At 45.1% G+C, this 22,086-nt stretch carries 17 protein-coding genes; 12 read left to right on the forward strand and 5 right to left on the reverse strand.

Annotated features, from left to right (window positions below):
- The first annotated feature begins 294 nt into the window (after positions 1-294).
- Positions 295-816 carry an MFS transporter gene (locus JWH17_RS20350; RefSeq protein WP_205224531.1) on the forward strand — a complete coding sequence of 174 codons (522 nt, stop codon included), beginning with the start codon at positions 295-297 and terminating at the stop codon, positions 814-816.
- Positions 817-979: 163 nt separating this feature from the next.
- Here JWH17_RS20350 and JWH17_RS20355 read toward each other — a convergent pair whose 3' ends face one another.
- The 5 genes from JWH17_RS20355 to JWH17_RS20375 form a co-directional block, all read right to left on the reverse strand.
- Positions 980-1,279: a helix-hairpin-helix domain-containing protein gene (locus tag JWH17_RS20355; protein ID WP_205224532.1), complete on the reverse strand. Its 300-nt coding sequence runs from the start codon at positions 1,277-1,279 to the stop codon at positions 980-982.
- 164 nt (positions 1,280-1,443) lie between these two features.
- Positions 1,444-2,820, reverse strand: a complete 1,377-nt coding sequence (locus tag JWH17_RS20360; RefSeq protein ID WP_205224533.1) for a sigma-54-dependent transcriptional regulator — start codon at positions 2,818-2,820, stop codon at positions 1,444-1,446.
- On the reverse strand, positions 2,817-4,259 hold the full coding sequence (locus JWH17_RS24435; protein ID WP_205224534.1) for a HAMP domain-containing sensor histidine kinase: 1,443 nt from the start codon (positions 4,257-4,259) through the stop codon (positions 2,817-2,819). The genes JWH17_RS20360 and JWH17_RS24435 overlap by 4 nt, the downstream gene beginning before the upstream one ends.
- Positions 4,260-4,376: 117 nt before the next feature.
- Positions 4,377-5,234 (reverse strand): universal stress protein, encoded by an 858-nt coding sequence (locus JWH17_RS20370; RefSeq protein WP_205224535.1) that lies wholly within the window; start codon positions 5,232-5,234, stop codon positions 4,377-4,379.
- Between the two features lie 40 nt (positions 5,235-5,274).
- Positions 5,275-5,736: a universal stress protein gene (locus JWH17_RS20375; RefSeq protein ID WP_205224536.1), complete on the reverse strand. Its 462-nt coding sequence runs from the start codon at positions 5,734-5,736 to the stop codon at positions 5,275-5,277.
- A 634-nt stretch (positions 5,737-6,370) separates the two neighbouring features.
- Between JWH17_RS20375 and JWH17_RS20380 the strand changes: the two genes are divergently transcribed.
- The 11 genes from JWH17_RS20380 (at position 6,371) to JWH17_RS20430 (ending at position 22,083) form a co-directional block, all read left to right on the forward strand.
- A complete protein-coding gene (locus tag JWH17_RS20380; RefSeq protein ID WP_205224537.1) occupies positions 6,371-6,709 on the forward strand; it encodes a hypothetical protein in 339 nt (112 codons plus the stop codon).
- A gap of 279 nt (positions 6,710-6,988) precedes the next feature.
- Positions 6,989-8,101, forward strand: coding sequence for a sulfite exporter TauE/SafE family protein (locus JWH17_RS20385; RefSeq protein ID WP_205224555.1), 1,113 nt, complete (start codon positions 6,989-6,991; stop codon positions 8,099-8,101).
- Positions 8,102-8,789: 688 nt separating this feature from the next.
- On the forward strand, positions 8,790-10,814 hold the full coding sequence (locus JWH17_RS20390; RefSeq protein ID WP_205224538.1) for a S16 family serine protease: 2,025 nt from the start codon (positions 8,790-8,792) through the stop codon (positions 10,812-10,814).
- 100 nt (positions 10,815-10,914) lie between these two features.
- A complete protein-coding gene (gene nhaD / locus JWH17_RS20395; RefSeq protein WP_205224539.1) occupies positions 10,915-12,327 on the forward strand; it encodes a sodium:proton antiporter NhaD in 1,413 nt (470 codons plus the stop codon).
- Between the two features lie 593 nt (positions 12,328-12,920).
- Positions 12,921-13,406 (forward strand): rhodanese-like domain-containing protein, encoded by a 486-nt coding sequence (locus JWH17_RS20400; protein WP_205224540.1) that lies wholly within the window; start codon positions 12,921-12,923, stop codon positions 13,404-13,406.
- A 239-nt stretch (positions 13,407-13,645) separates the two neighbouring features.
- Positions 13,646-14,275, forward strand: coding sequence for a ferric reductase-like transmembrane domain-containing protein (locus tag JWH17_RS20405; protein ID WP_205224541.1), 630 nt, complete (start codon positions 13,646-13,648; stop codon positions 14,273-14,275).
- Positions 14,276-14,342: 67 nt separating this feature from the next.
- On the forward strand, positions 14,343-14,936 hold the full coding sequence (locus JWH17_RS20410) for a YceI family protein (RefSeq protein ID WP_205224542.1): 594 nt from the start codon (positions 14,343-14,345) through the stop codon (positions 14,934-14,936).
- Positions 14,937-15,282: 346 nt separating this feature from the next.
- Entirely contained in the window at positions 15,283-16,671 is a 1,389-nt protein-coding gene (locus JWH17_RS20415; protein WP_205224543.1) for an efflux transporter outer membrane subunit, read from the forward strand.
- Positions 16,672-16,677: 6 nt separating this feature from the next.
- The gene (locus tag JWH17_RS20420) at positions 16,678-17,751 is read left to right on the forward strand and encodes an efflux RND transporter periplasmic adaptor subunit (RefSeq protein ID WP_205224544.1); all 1,074 of its coding nucleotides are present in this window, start codon (positions 16,678-16,680) and stop codon (positions 17,749-17,751) included.
- A gap of 2 nt (positions 17,752-17,753) precedes the next feature.
- The gene (locus tag JWH17_RS20425; RefSeq protein WP_205224545.1) at positions 17,754-20,855 is read left to right on the forward strand and encodes an efflux RND transporter permease subunit; all 3,102 of its coding nucleotides are present in this window, start codon (positions 17,754-17,756) and stop codon (positions 20,853-20,855) included.
- Positions 20,856-21,090: 235 nt separating this feature from the next.
- Positions 21,091-22,083 carry a GNAT family N-acetyltransferase gene (locus JWH17_RS20430; protein ID WP_205224546.1) on the forward strand — a complete coding sequence of 331 codons (993 nt, stop codon included), beginning with the start codon at positions 21,091-21,093 and terminating at the stop codon, positions 22,081-22,083.
- The last annotated feature ends 3 nt before the right edge of the window (positions 22,084-22,086 follow it).

A 22,086-nucleotide genomic window follows, 5' to 3' on the forward strand; every position in this document is an offset into this window, starting at 1 on the left:
CCTTTAGGGGACTTCTGAACTCCGTAAGGTTGGCGGATAAGTAGGAAATGCCAATATAAGTTATGTTGCATGGGAAAGAAGAATTGTTCCCAAAAATAGCGGAATATCTTGAAATGATAGAACAAATTAGCTTTCGGACAATTCGGCGTAAAAACATTATTATTTCAATAGGATAGCTCGACTCGCAACATAACAGGAACTATTTTAAGCTCACTGGGTAGACTTGCTGTTGTCCTGAAAAACCCTGGATTCACCTCCCTTCTTGCCATATTCGCCATTGTTCCGATGGCAATAATGTCGTTTCTTGCTGCCTCATCCTACATATACATCAACAGGTTCGGTCTCAGTGAGCAGGAGTTTAGTTACTTCTTGGCATTCAATGCCATGGCCGGGATGACAGGCCCCATGTTATACATGCGAATCTCCAGGTATTTCAAACGGCAACACATTATTAGTTGCTGTTTTGCGATGCTTGTACTTTTCGGTCTTTCCGTATCCACCATCGGACACCTCTCTCCCTACCTGTTTGCGTTATCAGTTGCTCCGGCAACCATAGCCATAACCTGCATGCGTGTGCCAGGTGTCAACCTTATGCTCGAACAGCAAGAACGCGATACTGGTTCTGCTTCTGCACTGATCAATTTTTTCGCAATGGTTATGGGAAGTGTTGGAATGGTCCTCGTTTCGATCAATCCTAGTGACTTTATTGCAACCCTTGGCATAATCCAGGTCGCCATAGGCTTCATTGGAGGATGTTTATGGTTTTTTATCCGTAACAGTGCATATGTACAAAGGATAAATCTTCAGGAAAATTAATGAAAGGCCGATACTAACGGATTATTGAACTGCATTTTTTCTAATTTGATTAAATTCAAGCGAGTTCATGGCTACCACCATCTTCCCTATGCTGCCCTAGACGTGGGGGAAGAGAACGGCTAAAAATTGCGCCAGCATTTTCAGGCCCCTCCCGATGAAAGGATTATACCAACCCTTTACTTTTTTCATGCAAAATCAGTTTACGTTTGCCAGTAAATTTCCACCACGGTTGAGGTTCTCCCCCCTCCATAAAATCAATTGCAGACATAAATACATCAATCACACAAAGATCTACACGGTGCCCTTTTTCCTGACAAAGTTGATCATGCAATACAAAAGAATTTTTTCCGACCAGCTTTTGGGGATGATCAATGCCAATCAATTCAAGATCTCTTGCGATTGTTTTCCCAATATTGGGCAGCGCATCTAACCTTGAGACTGTGTTTCGATCAGGATGCTTCATGACAGAGAACTCTTTGATGCTTACCGTTTTGCGGAATGAGGGAGTATTCCCCCTGCCTTCAGGTACTCTTCGGTACAAATTGATGGCATATGAAACGTCCTTAAAACAGACGAAATCAGCTCGGTCAACACGAAAATTTTACAAGTTCAAAGCAAAGTGTTCCGCTACTCGATATCTGGATTTCCAAGGCCGTATTTTTTAATTTTTCGCCACAGCGACACTCTGTCAATGCCCAAAATTTTCGCCGCTTCCGACCTCTTCCCTTCAACTTCGTCTAGGACCTCAATGATATATTTCTTTTGATATTCTTCCAGGGTCGGCCAGGTTTTCTCTTTTGCATTGGGCACAATCAAAGCATCCTGTCCCAGGTCATCAGGCAAATGATGTGGTTCAATCGTCTCTTCCCGGCACGTAATCAAAATCCTTTGTACAATATTTTCAAGTTCCCTAACATTACCCGGATACTGGTACCCTTTGAGTATTTCTGCTGCTATCGGCGAAAGACGCGGTGGGGCGTGTGCCGGTTCAGCATATTTTTGCAGAAAATGGTTCACCAGCAAAGGGATATCATTGCGTCGCTCGACCAACGGCGGAACCAAAACGGTGATGACATCCAGGCGGTAATAAAGATCATTACGAAAGCTGCCGTCTTCAGCGGCCTCTTTCAGATTTCTATTGGTGGCCGCCAACACCCTGAAATCGACAGAAATTTCATCTGACCCACCAACTCTCATCAATGTACGTTCCTGAAGAACGCGTAAAAGTTTAACCTGCATTCCAAGGGATAACTCCCCAACTTCGTCAAAAAAAACAGTTCCTCCCTGGGCACATTCTAGTAATCCTTTTTTTGCCTTCTCTGCTCCGGTAAATGCTCCCTGCTCATGCCCAAAGAGTTCATTGCTAATCAAATCTTCGGTAAAGGCACCACAATTAAATGCAACTATCCGCTTTTCAGCCCTACTGCTTAATTCATGAATAGTGCGGGCAACCAACTCCTTGCCAGTACCGGTTTCACCAATAATAAGGACATTACAGTCAAGCTGGGCAATTTGCAAAATCTGTTCTCGAAGAGCCTGTATTTTAGAACTCTGGCCAATAATCCGGGAGGAACCGCTGGTCTTCGAAATATGCCGCCGCAACCTGTGCAGTTCCTGCTGCATCGTATTTTTTTCCAAGGCTTTGACGACAATGGCCTTTAGTTCCTTTATGTTGAGCGGCTTGGCTAAATAGTAATAGGCCCCTTTACTCATGGATTCAACGGCATTGTTCAAGCTGGCATAACCAGTGACCATCAATATTTCAGCAGCCGGCCATAAACGTTTTGTTTCCGCAAGAACTGCCAGACCGTCTTTGCCTTTCATCCGTAAATCTGTAATAACCAGATTGACCTCCTGCCGCTCCATAAGGTCAATAGCCTCTTCACCACTCTGGGCAACAAAAATTGTGTATCCTTCCTGACGAAGAACATGGGTCAGATTTTCGCGGGCAATAGGTTCATCATCGACCACCAGGATCGTATTTGTAACAGGCACTGAAATCATGATAACTGTTCGACGGCTTCCTGTAACGGCAGGGATATAAAAAAAGATGCCCCCTGGCCGGGTTCACTTCTCACCGTAATTTTACCGCGGTGCTGTTGAATGATACCGTAAGCTACCGAGAGACCAAGACCGGTTCCTTCCCCCTCTTCTTTAGTTGTATAAAAAGGATCAAACAAACGTCCTTGGATTTCTTTGGGAATACCAGGGCCAGTGTCATGAATTTCGATTTGCACCTGTTTTTCCGTTTTATCAACTTCAGCAGAAAGAGTTATGACGCCCTCCTGTTTGATCGACTGAGCAGCATTCATAATGATATTTATAAAAACTTCCTGCATCCGCTGTACATCCATAGGTAAAATAAGATTTTCAGGAATGGTAACTACAAGAGAAATGTCTCCTGAGATCTGACTATTTACCAGACTGACCGATCGGTTTACGACATCTTTTAGTTGTGCGGTTCGAAGCTTGAAATCCTGTGAGCGTGAAAATTCCAAAAGCCCTTTAACCACATCACGCGCCCGTAGTGTTTCCTGATAAATGTTATCAAGCATGTTGCTCAGCAAGGCTTCGTTACCATTGTCACAATCATCCATTGCAATCTGACAGGAGGTAGAAATATTGTTTAACGGATTATTCAACTGATGCGCCACCCCTGCCGTAAGGGTACCAATGGAGGATAGTTTTTGCGACTGCACCAACTGCTCCTGACGTCTCTCCAATTCATACACCATGGTATTGAATGCCTCCATGACCTGCTGCATTTCGTCACCCGTATTTATAACATCAACAGGTTTGAATCGACCTTTAGCAATAGCTGCAGTTGCTTTTTTGATGGATCTCAATGGCTTAAAAATACCAAAAAAAGCAAAAAATGGGATAAGGAAACCAAAACAGATTGCCACCATGGTCATGGTAGCAATCTGAGATTTTAACTCTCGAATAATATTACTCAGCTGTACCCGTTCAAACTCCAGGAGTCGAGCACTCTTTTCCGTCATCTGCTGACCAAGATCACGTGTTGTACTAACGACTTTTTGATATTCCTCTTGCTCCAGTATTTGTCCGTCAGACAATACCCTGACAGTATTACGATAGGCAACAATAGCCTTTTTTAACTCCTTGATGAGCGGCAGAGCTTTCAGGTACACCATCTGGTCGTAAACGGTGTTGGCTGTTTCTTCTGCCTGCTGTACATACTTGCTATTCTCCTCTAGAGCAGTTGTTGTCTGGTAAAGGAAAAAGTTTTTTTCATACCGGCGCACTTCAAGAATAATATTATCCATCTGGTAGGCATATTCCATCATCTTGAATTTTATTTCCGCTGTTTGCAGATCATCTTTGGAGATAAACCAGACAGATACAATTCCAACCACATAGAGAATCACAAAAAGAATAATTTTCAGGGTAAGAGTGAACTTCACTCGGTATGATTTAGGCACAGCTTTCCTCCGAGAGTTTCTATTGCTGCCTCATGCCGGCTTCAATGGATGGACAACTGTTGGTCATATTTTATAGAGTAGAGACTGGTCTCCGTCTGGCGTACAGCACCTAGTTGCTCAACCTTGCCTTTTCCGAGTTACAAGTATCGGACAAACGGTTTGGGAAGCAACATGCTCGACAGTATTGCCACAAAACAGATCAACCCCGGATGAATCAGCCTGATACCCTAAAACAATGAGATTAATATCGTGGTCCGCCGCATAGCTCAAAATACATTGCTCAGTGCTATTGCCTCGTACAGCAGCAACTACTGGAATATCGAATTGTTCGCACCTGGCAACAAATTGTTTTAAGATATTCCACCCTTCTTTTTCGGCCTCCCCCAACACTCCGTAACGAAACGTACGATCGGTTGGAATATCGGTTACATAGAGTGCGTGAATTTCGCTTCCGTAGCTCGCAGCCAGCTTAATAGCCTGCCGGTAGGCTGGCTCCGCCTCCGGCACACCACCATTCACATGGACCAAAATGCGGTCAAATTTTATCTCAGCATCTTCTGGCACCAGGAGCGTATCACAAGGGCTGCCTGCTATCACACCAAGAGTAGTGCTTCCCAGCAACAGCCTTTCCACCTGGATCCGTTTAGAACAGCCAAGAAGTATCAAATCAGCTTGTTCCTGTCGAGCGGCCAAAACAATCTCCACAGGTGGTTTCCCTACCCGGGGAATCGTTTGCATACTGAGCCCCAAAGATGAAGCATATTGTTTTGCTTCATCGAGGATACTTTGAAAGGGAGCTTTCAGTTGCTGGTCAGGATTATCTAAAAAAAGACGATTCATGTTGCCTTCATATTCGGGTGTTACAGAAATCACAACGACTCTAGCCCGCATTGAGGAGGCCAAAGCCAAAGCCTCTTTATAGAGTGAACGGTTTTGCCGGGCATTATCCATTGCCGCAAGTATTGTTCGTATCATAATATGAGGTGTGCTCTAGTACCATTCATGTAAAAGCAGCTCACTTAGCACTTCCTGCTCCATAAAAGACAGGAACAGGTGCCGCAGAAAGCAACTCATCCTTTTTTATTCCTCGATCGACAACAATAAAACTTATATTTTTAATAATCCGGCAAAGCCGATGAACAACCTTACCGATCTTACCAGTTTCTATGACATGGTTTACGATAACGCCTTTTACCTGGGCCTCTTTTTTAAGGGCAAGAACACTCTCGTTAATAGCTGCCGAGAAGAGATGATTGCGCCGACCACCATCCCACAAAAAAGGCATGGTATCAACATAGGCAACCAACAGTCGATGATTGAGTCTTTGCGCAACATTTACGCCATAACCCATTGTAGTTTTGGAAAGATGACCATTACGGGTCAACACAAGAACAACCGGTGGCCCCTGAACAGATACAGGCGCAAGCTGCTTCTCGATTTTTTGGACAAGTTCTCCCTGATTTTTTGATTTTATCATTATCGCACGTGCTAACAATCGTTGCTCCTTTGCTAAAATTAGGTGTATGCCATGCTTTCTCAATACTATTATGCAAACTCTGCCCCGTGTTCCATGAAAAAGTTAACCTACTGAAAACAAAGGCTTTTAAAAAATATGCATAATGGACAAACACCTCTTTGTTGCAAAATGTAACGCCAACAATCTCTTTACTTCCCTTTACTCAAGTGCCACATCGGAGTTTTCGCTCCCACCGAGGATAAAATCTTACGTATAACGCGGCTACCTGGACAAATACCATTTAGATGGGCACGAGATAAGGAGACGCACCTTCTGCTTATCAACATCCCCCACCTTTCCTTGGGAAATATTTTTCCGTTGCATTTTGCAACTCCTTCATCTTTGAACGCCGAATTCTCACTAACACTCTTATATATCGCCATTAAACAGCAATAAACACACAATTAGCGTTGCATTTCGCAACACTCCCCTCTTTTCACCAAAGGACTTAACCAATTGAAATAAAAGAAATAAAAAAAACCACTAGCATGGTTTCTGATTTGCTTAAACAAGAGAACACTATTTGCAGCCCGACAGGATAAGGCGACAACAAATGGAAGCAAGACATTATTTATCCCTTAAAGGAGATGCAGTTATGCAACAAAATGATCCCTATCAGACAAGAGTGGCAGTCAATGCAAGTAAACAGTCTTCAAAATACAAAAGCGCTGACACCACCGCCACAACTGACAAGAACATGCAGGTGAGTCATCGATCAAAAAGGCCGGTGTCAAAAATGCTCCTTTTTGGAGCCTTATCTGTAGGAGGGTACGGCCTCATATTTTCCCATCAAGCTCTGATGACATCCACCTATACCCTTGGAGGATGGCATGCCGTTCTCCCCGTAGGCACCGCATTTTGTTTTTCTTTTGTTCATGGCGCTTTTGCGAGCAACTTGCTTTCAGTAATTGGCCTGGAGCCCAAAAAAGCGTGATTACCCATCAAGTTATCTACCTTTTCCAAATCAGAAATAGGAGAACTCGAAATGAAAAAATATGTATTCATTCTGCTTACAGTGTTGCTCTTAACTCCACTGGTACAGAATGCTCGTGCTGGAGGCCCACCTCCCAAAAATGTAATAAAAGGGATTTTCACTAAAATTTCCGCCTCGGAGAGAACCGCTACCATCAAAGTGGATGGTCAAGATTCAAGCAAACTCCTTGTCCTCGGCGAGGCAATGTCTCCAGAGGACATAACCCTTGATAAAAAAGTGATGGTCAGCCTCGATACTCATGCAGGTCCTAATGTTATCAAGGATGTTTCCGTCATGTTTTTTGATATGACCGTCACCAAAATTGCTGCTCTTCTTTTGGTTGGGTTGATCGGAGGATTGCTTTCAGGATTCATCGGTTCAGGCGGCGCCTTTATCCTGACCCCTGCAATGATGTCCATGGGCGCGCCTGGCGCAGTAGCAGTTGCCAGCAATATGTGCCATAAATTCCCCAAAGCTATGGTCGGCTCCTACAAACGCTGGAAATATGGTCAGGCAGATATAAAACTGGGGCTGGTAATAGCTATTACTTCCATTATTGGCGTTCAGATTGGGATCAAGGCTCAAAAATCCATACTGGATCATTGGGGAAACGCCGGATCAAACCTCTATGTCAGCGCGATTTTTGTATTAGTACTGCTCATTGTTGGACTGTATGTAATGCGGGATGCGATTAAGCTTTCCAATGGTACTACCGAGGCTACAACCTCAAAGCTAGCGACCAGACTGCAAAAATTGGAAATATGGCCAATGATGGAATTTAAGGTTGCCAATGTACGTATATCTGCATGGATAACCATCCCGGTTGGCCTCTTTACAGGTATGCTGGCAGCGACCATTGCGGTAGGTGGTTTTATCGGTGTTCCTGGGATGATCTATATAGTTGGTGCATCTGCACTGGTCTCCAGCGCAACAGAACTTGTTGTCGCGTTTATAATGGGTGCGTGGGGATCAGTACAATGGGGAATTTCCGGACTTATTGATGTCCGGATGACACTCCTTATTCTGGCTGGATCATTAATCGGCGTACAACTTGGGGCCATCGGCACAACCTATGTCAAAGATTATACTATCAAAATGGTTATGGCCTCTGTCATGTTGATCGTAGCGGTTTCTCGAGGCGCAAAGGTACCTATCTATTTAGCCGACCTTAATCTCATTCCGCAGTTACAAACGAAATTAAGTATCGTGCTCAACGCTGTCAGCTTCTGGGCCCTGATAGCAGCACTTCTCGTTGCCGGGGTTATCATCTCCGTGGCAATGGCCAAGGGCATGTTGCAGGATCGTGCAGAAAAACGAACCCAGGCTGCTACCAGCCAGGAGATTGCGGGATAACAGATTATTGCCTTATGGAGTTATTGCCATTGTGACCGGCAATAACTCCATAAGCGTTTTGTTTATCCCAAGGATTATAACAGCTCTTGCCACGTCGATTGATAACCACCATCACCTTGTCCCCGCATCTATGAGTCTATTGATTTACTAAGCTTTTTGTCCAAGGTCAGGTAAGCGCAGCCTGCGAGGCATGCTGAAAAAACAACCATAGGCATATAGTTGAAATCGGAGTCTTCGCTTACCTCCGAGAGATTGACCAAAAAGACAGTAAATCAACAGGCTCATCTATAACGCTGAAGCTATTTAGCAAAGAGGTATAGCTATGGAATCCAGTATATATTTTTCTACATTTGTCATTTGTATGGGTACGCTTCATCTCGTTAACCAACTTGCTGCCTCTGCTCACCGTTCTCAAACACATTCATCTGCCACGTTGCAGACAACGCAAAAAGCAATAAGATCACGAGACGACTGGTATATGTTTTTTTACTGTTCTACTCTGACCCAACAATATCCCACATCAAACAACAATCACACAGTAGCCAATCAACAGGATACCACTGCACGCAGCTATCAAAAACGAAATCCGAGTCTTTTGACAGCTCGGACATATATCCACTGACACCCTGCCTCCATGACCGTCTCACGTGATATGCTGTCAGTCACTAGACCATGATGAGAATTAATCATGTTTTTTAAAAAACGCGCCAACAAAACCTCCTCCCAAGAGGAGGTTCATGAACATTCGTCACTTACCGACTTAAAAACCAAAATTGAAGCGACTGATTTTCCTCCTCATGCCTCAGAAGCGGCACACACAGAGCTGCAAAAACTGGAACAAACTGACCCTGCAATGGCCGAGTACACAGTTGGCATAAACTACATTGACCTCCTCCTTGATCTTCCATGGAGAGTAAGTCAACAGGGCAACTTTGATCTTGAAAGAGCGAAAAGAATACTGGATGCACGCCACTGCGGCCTCCAGCAGATCAAACAGCTCATACTTGAATTTCTCGCCGTTAAAACACTGCGAGAACAAAGTAAACCACAGATACTGATCGTTGATGACGAAGCAATAGCCCGTACCAATATGGAGCACGTTCTCACTAAGGAAGGATACCAGTGTTTTACTGCAGCAAACGGCGCAGAAGCCCTGGAAATATTACCTGCCAATGAGATTGACCTGGTCATAACGGATCTGAAGATGAACCGTATGGACGGCATTGAATTACTGGATCATATTACCAGGCTGAATCCAGAAACACCTGTTATTATAGTCACCGGTTTTGCCACCGTCGACACAGCCGTAAAGGCCCTGAAAAAAGGGGCCGCCAATTATTTAGGCAAGCCTGTTAATCTGGATGAATTAAAAAGAACAGTCAAAGACGTTTTAGAGCACCGGCGGTGCAGAGATGTTGGCAAATCGCCAATTCTCTGCTTTTCCGGTCCCCCAGGCACGGGCAAAACCTCTATAGGCAAAGCTATTGCGGACGCCCTGCAACGTCAATTTGTCAGGGTCTCTGTGGGAGGCTTGAGGGATGAAGCAGAACTACGTGGCCACCGACGAACCTATGTCGGAGCCATGCCGGGTCGCATTTTAACCGAACTGAGGAGATCGAAAATTAACAATCCTATCTTCATGCTCGACGAACTGGATAAAATCGGCCAGGATTTCCGTGGTGACCCCGCCTCCGTGTTGTTAGAAATTCTTGATCCGGAACAAAACTCTCAGTTTGTTGACCATTACCTGGATATTCCTTTTGACCTGTCAGACGTCATGTTTATGGCAACCGCAAACGATCTCTCCAGATTGCCCCTGCCATTACTCGACCGTATGGAAATTGTCCACTTCACAGGGTATACTGAGCGGGAAAAACTCAACATCACGCAGCAGTATATTATTCCACGTCAACTCAAAGCAACGGGACTCAATAAATCAGCAATTTCCTTTACGGATGATGCCATCTCCCGCCTCATAAATAATTATACTCGAGAACCGGGTCTGCGTAATCTGGAGAGGGAGGTAGCAAGTGTCTGCAGAAAGATAGCACTCTTAAAACTTGCTTCAGGGGAGGATAATAACCTGACAGTTGTTGACAAAAGCGACGTTGTCTCCTTTTTAGGAGCGAAAAAATTTTTCCGTGAAACAACCAGTGAAGGAGATCACACCGGCATTACCACCGGACTGGTCTGGTCTGAGTCTGGAGGAGAAATCATATCCATTGAAACCGTGAAAATGCCGGGTAATGGAGGCCTCATTCTTACCGGATCATTAGGGGAAATTTTGCAGGAATCAGCCCATACCGTTTTAAGCCTGATTCGTAGTAAAGCTGACGAATTTGCAATCCCCCATGACATTTTTCAACAATATGACATCCACATCCACATTCCGGCAGGCAGCATCGCCAAAGACGGTCCCTCAGCTGGTATACCCATATTTGCAGCCTTGCTTTCTCTGTTAACTGATAGAATGACACGTCCTGGAGTTGCCTCAACAGGCGAAATAACTTTAAGTGGAAGAATTCTTCCCGTCAGTGGAATTCGTGAAAAAGTCATGGCAGCCCAACGAGCAGGAATTTCCAAGGTACTCGTCCCAAAAGCAAACCATGACGAAGTGCTAGACCTGCCGGAAGATGTAATTGCTGGTATTGACGTACAAATGATACATGATATTAAACAAGTGATCAACTTTACATTAGCCCCAGCCTCATGACAGGCAACGCCCTGCCCTTTGGTAACAATTGCAAAGAGCCTGCAAAGTAAGAGATATCCAGCTCAACACTTTATTAGGTTCTAATACTAGGAAACGAACAATGAAAACATTATTGTCGTGCTTTGTGATCTCCATTGTCTTCGTCGGCCAAGCCCAGGCCACCCAAGGCATGCACCCAGCTCCATCTCTAACAACTACTACCTGGGGCTACGCTGCACTTATCTTGTTTGTGCTGGCCTACGTGCTGGTTATTTTCGAAGAAAAAACTCATCTGCGTAAAAGCAAACCAGTAATGCTGGCAGCTGGTATTATCTGGATTCTGCTGGCCCTGACCTATCGCCAAGTAGGCATCCCGGCAGAAGAAGCCCATCAAGCAATTATTCACAACATAACGGAATATGCGGAGTTGATGCTCTTTTTGCTCGTCGCCATGACCTATATCAACTCCATGAATGAACGTGGTATCTTTCAAACGCTGCGTTCCTGGCTGGTGTCGCGCGGTTTTTCCTTGCGCATTGTCTTCTGGATTACCGGGTTGCTTGCCTTTCTTATTTCGCCGGTAGCAGATAATCTCACGACAGCTCTGCTCATGGGCGCTGTGGTCATGGCTGTAGCCGAGGATAATAAGAAATTTATTGCCTTAGCTTGTATCAATATCGTTGTCGGAGCCAATGCCGGTGGTGCTTTTTCTCCTTTTGGTGATATTACCACCCTTATGGTCTGGCAGAAGGGACAGGTTGACTTCAGCCAATTTTTTCTCCTCTTTTTCCCAGCCCTGATCAATTGGCTCATTCCTGCAATCATTATGAACTTCTTTGTCTCTAGCGAGACCCCGAAAGCCTTGGACACAATCGTTTCCATGAAGTTTGGAGCCAAACGAATCATTGCTCTTTTTCTGCTGACCATCCTCACTGCGGTTTCCTTTCACAACTTTCTAGATCTCCCGCCGGCAGCAGGTATGATGCTGGGACTCGCTTACCTTGGCTTTTTCTCCTACTACATCAAATTCAAAGAGGAAAGGGCCATTGAATATGATGCTCCCCTGGGCATAGGAGAAGGACTCCCGAATTCGCCCTTTGACATCTTTAACAAAGTCGCTCGGGCTGAATGGGACACACTGCTCTTTTTTTATGGTGTTATTCTCTGCGTTGGTGGTCTATCCCAGTTCGGCTACCTGGCTCTGATCTCTCACCATTTGTACGAGGGCCTTGGTGCCACCAGCGCAAATGTATTGGTAGGGATACTTTCCTCAATTGTAGATAATATCCCTGTGATGTTCGCGGTGCTTACCATGGATCCGACAATGCCCCTGGGGCAATGGCTCTTGGTAACCTTGACTGCCGGCGTCGGCGGCAGCCTGCTGTCCATAGGCTCGGCTGCAGGGGTGGCTTTAATGGGAACCGCCCGCGGTACGTATACCTTTGGGGCGCATCTGAAATGGATGCCGATAGTCGCCCTGGGTTACGCAGGGAGTATTTATGCCCATATCCTGCTTAATAAAGCCTTATTTTAAGGGCAGTATAAAACAAGGACACATAGGCGCAAACTGAGAGCATCAAGGCAACACTCAAACGTATTATCTTAAAAGCGCCTGACTATTGGATACTGGATTTCTCCACTTTATAACTAGCCAGACTGGCAGCCCAGCTATTCTGCACACATGACTTAGATCCAATTAATTTTTCTTTACAATATTTTTACTCTCTGTAGTTTTTCAAAAATTACAGGGAGGCATTACTACCAAAGCAAAAAATTCTCTTTTCAACTACAATAAAAAATTTCCTTTTAATATATCTTCACTGTATACCACTCTGTTACCTTGACAGTTCCTCCCTTACTGTTATTTTTTTCCAACATTAACTGAGTATTCTATTTTAATTATTTGGATAGAGTACTTATTCAAATTAACATTAGCATTTACCACACTGTGGTTTTTCCATAATGATATGTAAAAAAATACTTTTTAAATAAGTTACAATTCTTTTCCAAACTTTTCAAATATAGGCCATACACAAAACAGCTTTTCTCGGATTGCAAGCCAGGTAAATGGTAAACCCCGCCATTGCCCAGCTTATTAGCCTTAAGGGGTAAAAAGGAACAAGAGATATGAAAAAAGTATTACTAACAGTCGTCATTGGAATTTTCCTTGGTACAAGCTCTGTTGCCTGGTCCTACGACACAGAAATGGCCAAGAGTTATGAAAAACTCTTTACGTCATGCTGTGGGGCTGGCGTCGGTAAAACGCTTCATTTCGTCAAGCCCGATGCTTTGGTCAAAGATATTAAATCAGGCAAGGAAATCGTCACTATAGACGTACGAACTCCTGAAGAATCAGGGTTGTTTACAATGACAATGCCAAATAGCGTGGCTATCCCGGTTAACCAGCTTTTCAAGCCTGAAAATCTAGCACGAATCCCCCAAGACAAGACTGTCGTTATTATTTGTAAGTCCGGTGCCCGTGCGACAGCTGTAGGAACAGCGCTTCGTCATACCGGCTTTGACAATGTCTATATTCTGAAAGGTGGAATGCAAGCATTAAGCAGTTATTATGGAGCAAAGCAGGCGAATACAGTGATAGCAGCTGCGAAATAAGCCTTTGAGCAACCCCATCTGACCTCCCCCACTTAAGAACCCTTCGACTTCCTCTAAAGTGGGGCAGATATTTTTAAATATTGTCCCCGTCCCGAAATACCCTTCGCGATATTCTTCCCTTTCATTTTTTTAATTACTTCCATCTCAGCTCACCAACAACAGCCTTCTTCACCCGGTTGAAATTGACATTTCTGCAAACGTTCCCATTATTGTAATGAGAACATACAACAGGGAGAAGCATGGATTATCTAAAGAGGTTAATAGCTGTTGCGATTTTTCTGTTAGCACTTGCAAGTGCGCTGAGCCTTCCTTATGTGTACGAATCACAGACCCTCTGGTACAAGTTCGGCTTCGACAAAACAACTCTTCGAGCAGGCCAACTCGCCGGGATGCTCGCCCTCACCCTGCTGTTCACCCAAATCATCCTGGCAGCCGGGGGATCTTTTCTTCAAAAGGCCTTTGGCCTGAAAAATATTATGCAATGGCATCGCACAAATGGTGTCTTGATCGTTTTTTTTGCGTGTGTCCATGTGTTTCTCATCCTGGTACCGGAAGGTCTTGCCAATTTACCCATAGGGAAAAAATTCTGGCCGGAGATGGTTGGTTCTCTGTTGTTATGGACCCTCATCGCAATGGTGATTTCTTCGCGTTACAGGGAAAAGCTGAACCTGGATTACAAACGCTGGCGAGCTATCCATAAACCCTTGGGATACCTCACGGTACTCCTTATTGTGGTACATGTTCTCTATGTTAGCGATTCTTTTGATCACACTGTGCCAAAAAGTATTTTACTGGTTACTTTTATGGCTCTTCTGGTCCGTGTCGTGTGGGTCAAAGTACAGGCACGGATCCAACAAAACAAAACGTAAATCAATCAGCAAAAAAGAATAAAACAGGTTGTTTGGTTTTCAAAACTCAATCCCTTGGAGGATAATTATGAATTACGGTAGAATAGTATGTTTTTTGTTGCTTTCTCTCCTCATTATCCCCGCCGCACACAGTGCAGATGATAACTGGGAGTTGGACAAAGCCCATTCAAATGTCTACTTCAGCGTTGATCATATTTTTTCAAAAGTTAGGGGCCACTTTAATGATTTTTCCACAGACATTGTTTTTAACCCTGAGGCATTAGACAAAAGTAGCTTTACCTTTACGATTAAAGTGAACTACATCGACACCAATATAAGTAAACGGGACAAACACCTTCTTTCGGCAGATTTTTTTGACGCAGGCAAATACCCCACAATGACGTTTACCTCCACAAGTGTGACAGCAGGAGAAGGTGGAGTCTACAATGTAACAGGCAAGCTCACGGTCAAAGGAAAAAGCTATGATTCGACTCTGCCGCTGGTTCTTGCAGGCGTGAAAGAGCATCCCGCCGTTCCCGGTACAGAAGTGGCTGGTTTTAACGGAAAGATCCTTATCGACCGCCTTAGCTACGGCATAGGCACAGGTAAATTCTATGAAATGGGCATTGTCGGAAAAGATGTAGAAGTTTTTGTCAGCCTGGAAGTGACACGGAGTAAATGAGCCATGCCGGATACAGGACAAACGCTAAACCAACGTTGAGTATGATCGATCACAATACGTCTAAAATCGTTTTATCAGGTTCAGACACCATTCTTGTGTACTGAAAGGAGTAACTTGCGGGGTCGATAATTCTTTGAGTTATTATACCTAAAACCTGTAACTGCTTACAGTTGCTCATGTCTAGAGAGACGCTATTGTTCGGAGGGAAGCGAAGACTGCGGTAACCTATCTATGCGGAAGATCGTGACCGTTTCAAGTGGTATGAGACCAGCGGGATACTCCGTCAAGTGCCTATGAGTAGTTATGTCTCATTAAGGTGACGCGACAACATCCTATGAGGAAACGTATGAAGAGCAGTTGTTTTCTGATAGTTCTTACAGCACTACTATGCATAACAGGCTGTTCTTTGCACACCGTAGACAATGAGGCGCAACCCTCTGTACAGGTGCCGCAGTCATTTCCCAGCCTCGGCAATCCAACACGCGATGATGAGATGGAACCGAAAGAGATATGGTGGCTGAATTTCAACAGACCTCAGTTATCCACTCTGATACAGCAGGCTTTTACAGCAAACCAGGATATTGTGGCCGCTGTATCACGCATTCAACAGGCACGTTCACTGCAAATACAATCCCGATCAGATCTCTTTCCGAAAATTGACATGAAAGGCAATGTCGCTGATGGTACCCAAGGGAGTGATGCCAGTGCCAGTATAAGCGAGGTCGGCTTAGCTTTGAACTGGGAGATCGACCTTTTCGATCGTATAAGCTCAACAGCAATGGCAAATGAATATCAAGCATTGGCCCGGGAAGAGGATCTCCAGGCTTTACGACTTAGCCTCAGTACAGAAGTGGCTAATGCTTATTTTGGTGCTATTGCTGCTCAGAAGGGGTTACAGTTGCTTCAATCACAGGTTGAAACGGACCAGGCCCTGCTTGAGCTGCTGGAACTAAGGCAGAAAAGTGGTGTGGGAACCAATGTCGAGGTCCTTCAGCAAAAAGGCCAGGTGTATGAAAGTAAAGGCCTTATCCCTCCTATAGAATCAATCTTAAGAGTATTTGAAAATCGTCTTGACGTCTTGTTAGGACAGCCGCCGGATGGGCTGAACCGGATCGATCCCAAAGAAACTCTTGCGTTTGCCTCTACGCTGCCGAGCGTGGGAGTCCCGACAGATCTGCTTCTGAACCGACATGATCTACAGGCAGCCCATGCCGAGCTGGTGGCTGCAGACGCAGACATTGCTGCTGCCATTGCTGATCGCTTACCGCAAATAACGCTCACCGGTAGTTATCTCTACTCCGAGGACCAAGCATATTCAGGCATAATAGGAACTATTATTGGCGGATTTGTTCAACCCATCCTTGATTGGGGCAAGCGCAAGGCAGAGGTTGAAAGAAACAGAGCGCTTTATACCGAACGGTTAGCGACTTTCACCCAACTCTTTCTGGAAGCTGTGGAGCAAGTGGAGAACGCACTGTACCAGGAGATAAAGCAACGGGAGTATCTCGCACGACTTGGTGAGCGGCTCGCCATTTTACAAGACACGGTTAAGGAAACCGAAGCCCGTTATACACAGGGCGTGGACGATTATTTGCCTGTTTTATATGCACTGCAGGACCTGCGCAGCGTTGAACGTAGTTTGGTTTCTGAACGTCTCAATCTTATTGCTTACCGTATATCCCTGTACCAGGCTATCGGGGGATCAACATCCAGCGTTAGAAGACAAGAAGGTTAAATTCTAATGAAAATACAAGCCATAGTCTGTATCGCGTTACTTCTCATTGCATTTCCTGCTCTAGCAAAACAAAAGGCCGCTGTCCCCGTATTTGTACAAGATGTGGTGGCACAACATCTGGTTGATGAAATTGAAGCTCTAGGAACATTACAGGCCAACGAAAAAGTTGACCTGATGTCTTCGGTAACAGAACGGATAACAGTCATTAATTTTGAAAGCGGCCAAAGGGTACGAAAAGGCGATGTTCTCGTTGAAATGGAATCAGCTGAAGAAGAGGCCCTCCTTGCTGAGGAAAAATCTATTGTCAATGAGGCGAAGCGCCAGGTCGAACGACTCCGGCCACTTATTACAAGGGGGGCTGCGTCCCAATCAACCATGGATGAAGCCCAGCTTGAGATGCAGACTGCGCAATCCCGAATAGCAGCTATTATCTCGCAAATGAAGGAGAGGCATATAGTTGCCCCTTTTGATGGGAAATTAGGATTACGGAATATCAGTGTTGGTGTTATGGCACAACCCGGTACGCTCATTACGACTATAGACGATGACAGTAAGTTAAAACTTGATTTCTCCGTACCGGAACGCTACCTGCCTTCCATTGAAGAAGGAGGTAAAATTACCGCTACAGCCAAGGCGTTTCCCGGTCGAGTGTTTGCAGGAGTTGTGGAATCTATTGATAGCCGTGTAGACACAGTATCACGGGCTATTACAGTGAGAGCGATCCTTGAAAACAGTGAACACAAATTGCTGCCTGGAATGTTGATGCGCGTGGTACTGCAAAAAAATCCGAGAAAAGCGATCGTGATCCCTGAAGAAGCCCTCGTTCCGGAAGGAAATAAAAACTATGTTTTTACTCTATCCAAGGAAGGAAACGATAAAAAAGTATCCTTTGTTGCTGTGAAGCTGGGGACGAGAAAAAAAGGAATGGTTGAAGTGCTCAGCGGCATAAAAGAGGGGGACCGGATCGTTACCCATGGAACCCTGCGATTGCAGGATGGAGACAGAGTTGTTGTAAGGGCACTTGATAATGATAATCCCACGCTGGATGAGATGCTACAGCAAAAGTTCAACGGAGAATAAGTATGCTTTTGTCTGACATCTCCGTTAAGCGCCCTGTTTTTGCCAGCGTACTTTCATTGCTTCTGATTACCTTTGGGATTGTTTCTTATATCAGACTGTCACTGCGGGAGTATCCTGACATTGATCCACCTGTGGTAACCGTGGAGGTAGAGTATCCGGGGGCCCCTGCCAATATTGTTGAAACCCGTGTCACAGAAATTATCGAAGAACGGATCGCGGGTATTGAAGGGATCGAGTTTATCGAATCTTCTTCTGAAGACGGTGAGTCCAACGTCACCATCGAATTCTCCATTGATCGCGATATCGACGCAGCTGCCAACGATGTAAGAGATCGTATCTCCGGGATTGCCGACAATCTACCTGATGAGGCGGAACCCGCGGAAGTACAGAAGGTGGACAGCAACGATGATGTTATTATCTGGCAGAATCTTGCCGGTGACGCGATGAGCGTGCCGGACCTGACAGATTATGCTGAGCGTTACCTCGTCGATCAGTATTCCACACTTGATGGCGTTGCTCGTGTGAGGGTAGGCGGTGGATTAAATTATGCGATACGTGTCTGGCTGGACCGCCAGGAACTCGCAGCCCGTAATTTGAGTGTCTCCGATATAGAGCGCGCACTACGATCCGAGAATGTTGAACTACCTGCGGGGTCACTGGAATCAGATCAACGCCTGTTCAAGGCACGTGTTGACCGCAGCTTTAAAACTCCAGCCGCTTTTAATCGCCTGGTTATCGGTGAAGGAGAAGACGGCTATCTCATCCGTTTGGCAGATGTTGCCCGGGTTGAACTTGGCGTTGTTGAAGATCGTAACATCTTTCGCGGCAACGAAGTTCCCATGGTTGGAATTGGTGTTATTAAACAGTCCACGGCCAATACAATTGATGTGGCCAATGCAGTAATCGCTCTGACCGAAAAGGTGAACAAAAATCTACCCGATGGTATGCACATCTACCAGAGTTACAACTCTGCAGTGTTCATTGAGTCCTCAATCAGGGAAGTCTTTACCAGTCTTTTTATCGCGGTTGGTTGTGTAGTTCTCGTCATTTATCTGTTTTTGGGAAAAATACGTGCAATGTTAATCCCAGCCGTTACGGTGCCGGTTTCCCTCATTGCCACTTTTATCATCATGTATGTCCTTGGCTTCTCGGTGAATCTACTGACCTTGCTGGCACTTGTTCTTGCCATTGGCATGGTCGTTGATGACGCGATTGTGATGCTGGAAAATATTGTACGCCGGATGCAGGAATATGGCGAGTCCCCGCTTATGGCTGCGTATAATGGTGCACGTCAGGTTGGTTTTGCCGTCATTTCAACGACACTGGTGCTGATGGCAGTGTTCATTCCTATAACATTTCTAGAGGGTGATCTGGGAAGGCTTTTTACGGAATTTGCCTTAACAATAGCAGCTGCTGTGGGTTTTTCTTCCTTTGTCGCGCTGTCACTTTGTCCAATGCTTGCCTCAAAGTTATTGAAGGAAGAGGAAAAGAAATCAAATATAATCGTGAGAATAGTCGATGGTGCAGTTCGTTCCTCCAAGGCCCTTTATTTCTCAGTTTTAACAAGAGCCATGCGGGCGCCGCTGATTACTCTAACCGCGTTCCTGATTGTCATTGGCTCTTTATATGGCATGTACAGGCAAATCCCATCAGAATTTGTCCCAAAAGAAGATCGGGGAGCCTTCTTTATAGCAGTGACAGGGCCTGAAGGTGCAAGTTTTGCCTACATGGAAGAGTATATGAATGAGATCGAACAACGCATGATGAAATATGTTGAGGCTGGTGAAATCAATCGTGTGCTCATTCGAGCTCCCAGGGGATTTGGTACAATCGAAAATTTCAATGGAGGGTTTGTGATTGCGATTCTCAATGATTGGAGCAAACGCAGGTCCGCTTTTGAAATTATGGCAGAAATCAGGCAAAATATGTCAGACCTGCCGGGAGTCCGTGCATTTCCAATAATGCGTCAGGGATTAGGAGGGGGAACCGGAAAACCTGTTCAGTTTGTTCTCAGTGGTCCTACTTATGAAACCCTGGCTAATTGGCGGGATATCATTATCCAAAAAGTAAACGAGGATAACCCGGGTATAATAGGATTGGAAAGCGATTATAAAGAGACACGCCCGCAGATTGACTTTGTTGTCGATTACGAACGTACTGCCGATCTTGGTGTAACTGTCTCAGAAATAGGGACTACTCTTGAGACTATGATGGGAGGCAAAAATGTCACGACGTTTTTGAGTGATGGCGAAGAATATGATGTCATCGTGGAAGGAGAGCGTGAGCAACAAAAGTCCTTTAGTGATGTGAATAATATATATGTCCGTTCAGATAGAACAGACCAACTGGTGCCAATTTCCAATATTGTTGAAATCAAGGAGTATGGCGCTGCCCAGACGCTTTCCCGCTATAATCGTATCCGCTCCATTACCCTGGAAGCCAACCTGGCTGACGGTTATGCACTAGGCGAAGCTCTGGACCACCTTGAAAAGATTGTGCGTGAATACCTGCCATCTGAAGCCATCATTGACTATAAAGGGCAAAGCAGAGATTTTATACGTTCCGGTAACTCCATGATATTTGTTTTCCTGCTGGGGCTGTCTGTTGTGTTCCTCGTGCTGGCGGCACAGTTTGAGAGCTGGATACATCCCCTGGTAATCATGCTGACCGTTCCACTTGCCATGGTAGGGGGACTTTTTGGCTTATGGCTTACAGGCGGTTCAATGAATATTTATTCGCAAATCGGACTCATTATGCTCGTTGGCCTGGCGGCAAAGAATGGTATTTTGATTGTAGAGTTTGCTAATCAGCTTCGCGATGAGGGCATGCGTTTCGATAGTGCTATCATGGAAGCAGCGGATAAACGTTTTCGACCAATTGTGATGACAGGTCTAACAACGGTGGCCGGAGCCTTGCCACTCGTATTGGCCAGTGGGGCCGGAGCAGAAACACGTATTACGATAGGTGTCGTTATACTTGCCGGAGTCTCGGTCGCAACATTTTTCACCATGCTCATCGTACCGGTTGCCTATAGCGTAATCGCTCGTAAAACAGGCTCACCAAACGATATAGCCAAGGAAATTGGCAAGCAAACAACCCAATAAATGCACCAGACGGAAAAAGTAACCCTAGGAGCCTGCCTACGAGGGAATGAATAATCGTCCGAAGAGATAAATGACCGAAGGGAGACTCCATGGGGTACCTGTGAGTGCAGTTACCCCTTTGATATCTGATTTACTTTTATTGTATGGTTTCAAAGTTAATTCTTTTTTTCAAAAATACCAAAATATTCATGAAACATCTGGGCTAGTACCAGCACTGATTGAATGGAAGATAGCAATGCCACGATTATATCTCGATGAATATCACCAAGCCTTAACAGGCAAACATATCTGTATTGCCTGCCGGGAAGGTATCTTGCGGGATAATTTTCCCCACATTGTGGCGGATATTAAGTTTCTTGTTCGGCATGGTATCCGAACAACGCTCTACCACAACATGGCCAATCGGTTTGCCAATCAAAAACATTTCCGTTTACTTGCCGATCGTCTTCCTGAAACAACCATTAAACGAGTTACACCGGAAGTGGACTTTTATACCCATGTCCTGGACAGAGAACAGTCTGTTTTCAAGCTTATTTTTCTGGAACGAAAATACCTTTGCGACCGAAAAGGACACCGGATTAACACACTCACAACCCAGGCAACGCTGCAACAAAATGACGAAATTTACACCAATATCAACATAGCAGGCGTTCTGAAACAGATATGCAGCCGCATCATTGATGGTGCGTACAATCGTGTCCACATCCTTCCTGCGCGTAAAAACACGATCAAGCATGAACTGTTCACCGTGGAAGGCACCGGCACCCTGATTGCCAACAACTTCGAGGAAAAGTTTATCCCTGCAGTCACCGATAACGACGTGGAGATGTTAGTTGGTATCCTGGGACTCTATGCAAAAAAAGGATTTCTGAAACCACGAAACAAACAGTATCTCTTTGAACACAGACAACGTTTCCGCCTTACAATGATAGATGGGATTGCTGTTGGCTGTGTGGAGCAAATAGAAATTGATCCCAGCACAGTTGAACTCGGCGCTTTAGCAATATCTACCCGGTTTCGGAATCAGCGTGTAGGCGTGTTTACGGTTACCGCCTTTGAGGATGAGGCAAAAAAGAAGGGATTTAAACGAATTATTTCACTTACCAACAATCCCAGGCTGCACTCGCTCTACATGCAGCTTGGCTTCAAACAAAGGGAGTTGCCGGAGTATGCGACAAGACAGGCCGCCTCTCCGGGTGTAGCGCTGTTTTGTAAAGACATTATTTAAAAA

It is taken from the genome of Desulfogranum marinum (assembly GCF_016918565.1).
Taxonomy (GTDB): Bacteria; Desulfobacterota; Desulfobulbia; order Desulfobulbales; family Desulfobulbaceae; genus Desulfogranum; species Desulfogranum marinum.

Bases quoted from the DNA above. Each gene is read 5' to 3' on its own strand.
- JWH17_RS20350 (WP_205224531.1), top strand. From the start codon at position 295: ATGTCGTTTCTTGCTGCCTCATCCTACATATACATCAACAGGTTCGGT.
- JWH17_RS20355 (WP_205224532.1), bottom strand. From the start codon at position 1,279: ATGAAGCATCCTGATCGAAACACAGTCTCAAGGTTAGATGCGCTGCCC.
- JWH17_RS20360 (WP_205224533.1), bottom strand. From the start codon at position 2,820: ATGATTTCAGTGCCTGTTACAAATACGATCCTGGTGGTCGATGATGAA.
- JWH17_RS20370 (WP_205224535.1), bottom strand. From the start codon at position 5,234: ATGATACGAACAATACTTGCGGCAATGGATAATGCCCGGCAAAACCGT.
- JWH17_RS20375 (WP_205224536.1), bottom strand. From the start codon at position 5,736: ATGATAAAATCAAAAAATCAGGGAGAACTTGTCCAAAAAATCGAGAAG.
- JWH17_RS20380 (WP_205224537.1), top strand. From the start codon at position 6,371: ATGCAACAAAATGATCCCTATCAGACAAGAGTGGCAGTCAATGCAAGT.
- JWH17_RS20385 (WP_205224555.1), top strand. From the start codon at position 6,989: ATGGTCAGCCTCGATACTCATGCAGGTCCTAATGTTATCAAGGATGTT.
- JWH17_RS20390 (WP_205224538.1), top strand. From the start codon at position 8,790: ATGTTTTTTAAAAAACGCGCCAACAAAACCTCCTCCCAAGAGGAGGTT.
- nhaD (WP_205224539.1), top strand. From the start codon at position 10,915: ATGAAAACATTATTGTCGTGCTTTGTGATCTCCATTGTCTTCGTCGGC.
- JWH17_RS20400 (WP_205224540.1), top strand. From the start codon at position 12,921: ATGAAAAAAGTATTACTAACAGTCGTCATTGGAATTTTCCTTGGTACA.
- JWH17_RS20405 (WP_205224541.1), top strand. From the start codon at position 13,646: ATGGATTATCTAAAGAGGTTAATAGCTGTTGCGATTTTTCTGTTAGCA.
- JWH17_RS20410 (WP_205224542.1), top strand. From the start codon at position 14,343: ATGAATTACGGTAGAATAGTATGTTTTTTGTTGCTTTCTCTCCTCATT.
- JWH17_RS20415 (WP_205224543.1), top strand. From the start codon at position 15,283: ATGAAGAGCAGTTGTTTTCTGATAGTTCTTACAGCACTACTATGCATA.
- JWH17_RS20420 (WP_205224544.1), top strand. From the start codon at position 16,678: ATGAAAATACAAGCCATAGTCTGTATCGCGTTACTTCTCATTGCATTT.
- JWH17_RS20425 (WP_205224545.1), top strand. From the start codon at position 17,754: ATGCTTTTGTCTGACATCTCCGTTAAGCGCCCTGTTTTTGCCAGCGTA.
- JWH17_RS20430 (WP_205224546.1), top strand. From the start codon at position 21,091: ATGCCACGATTATATCTCGATGAATATCACCAAGCCTTAACAGGCAAA.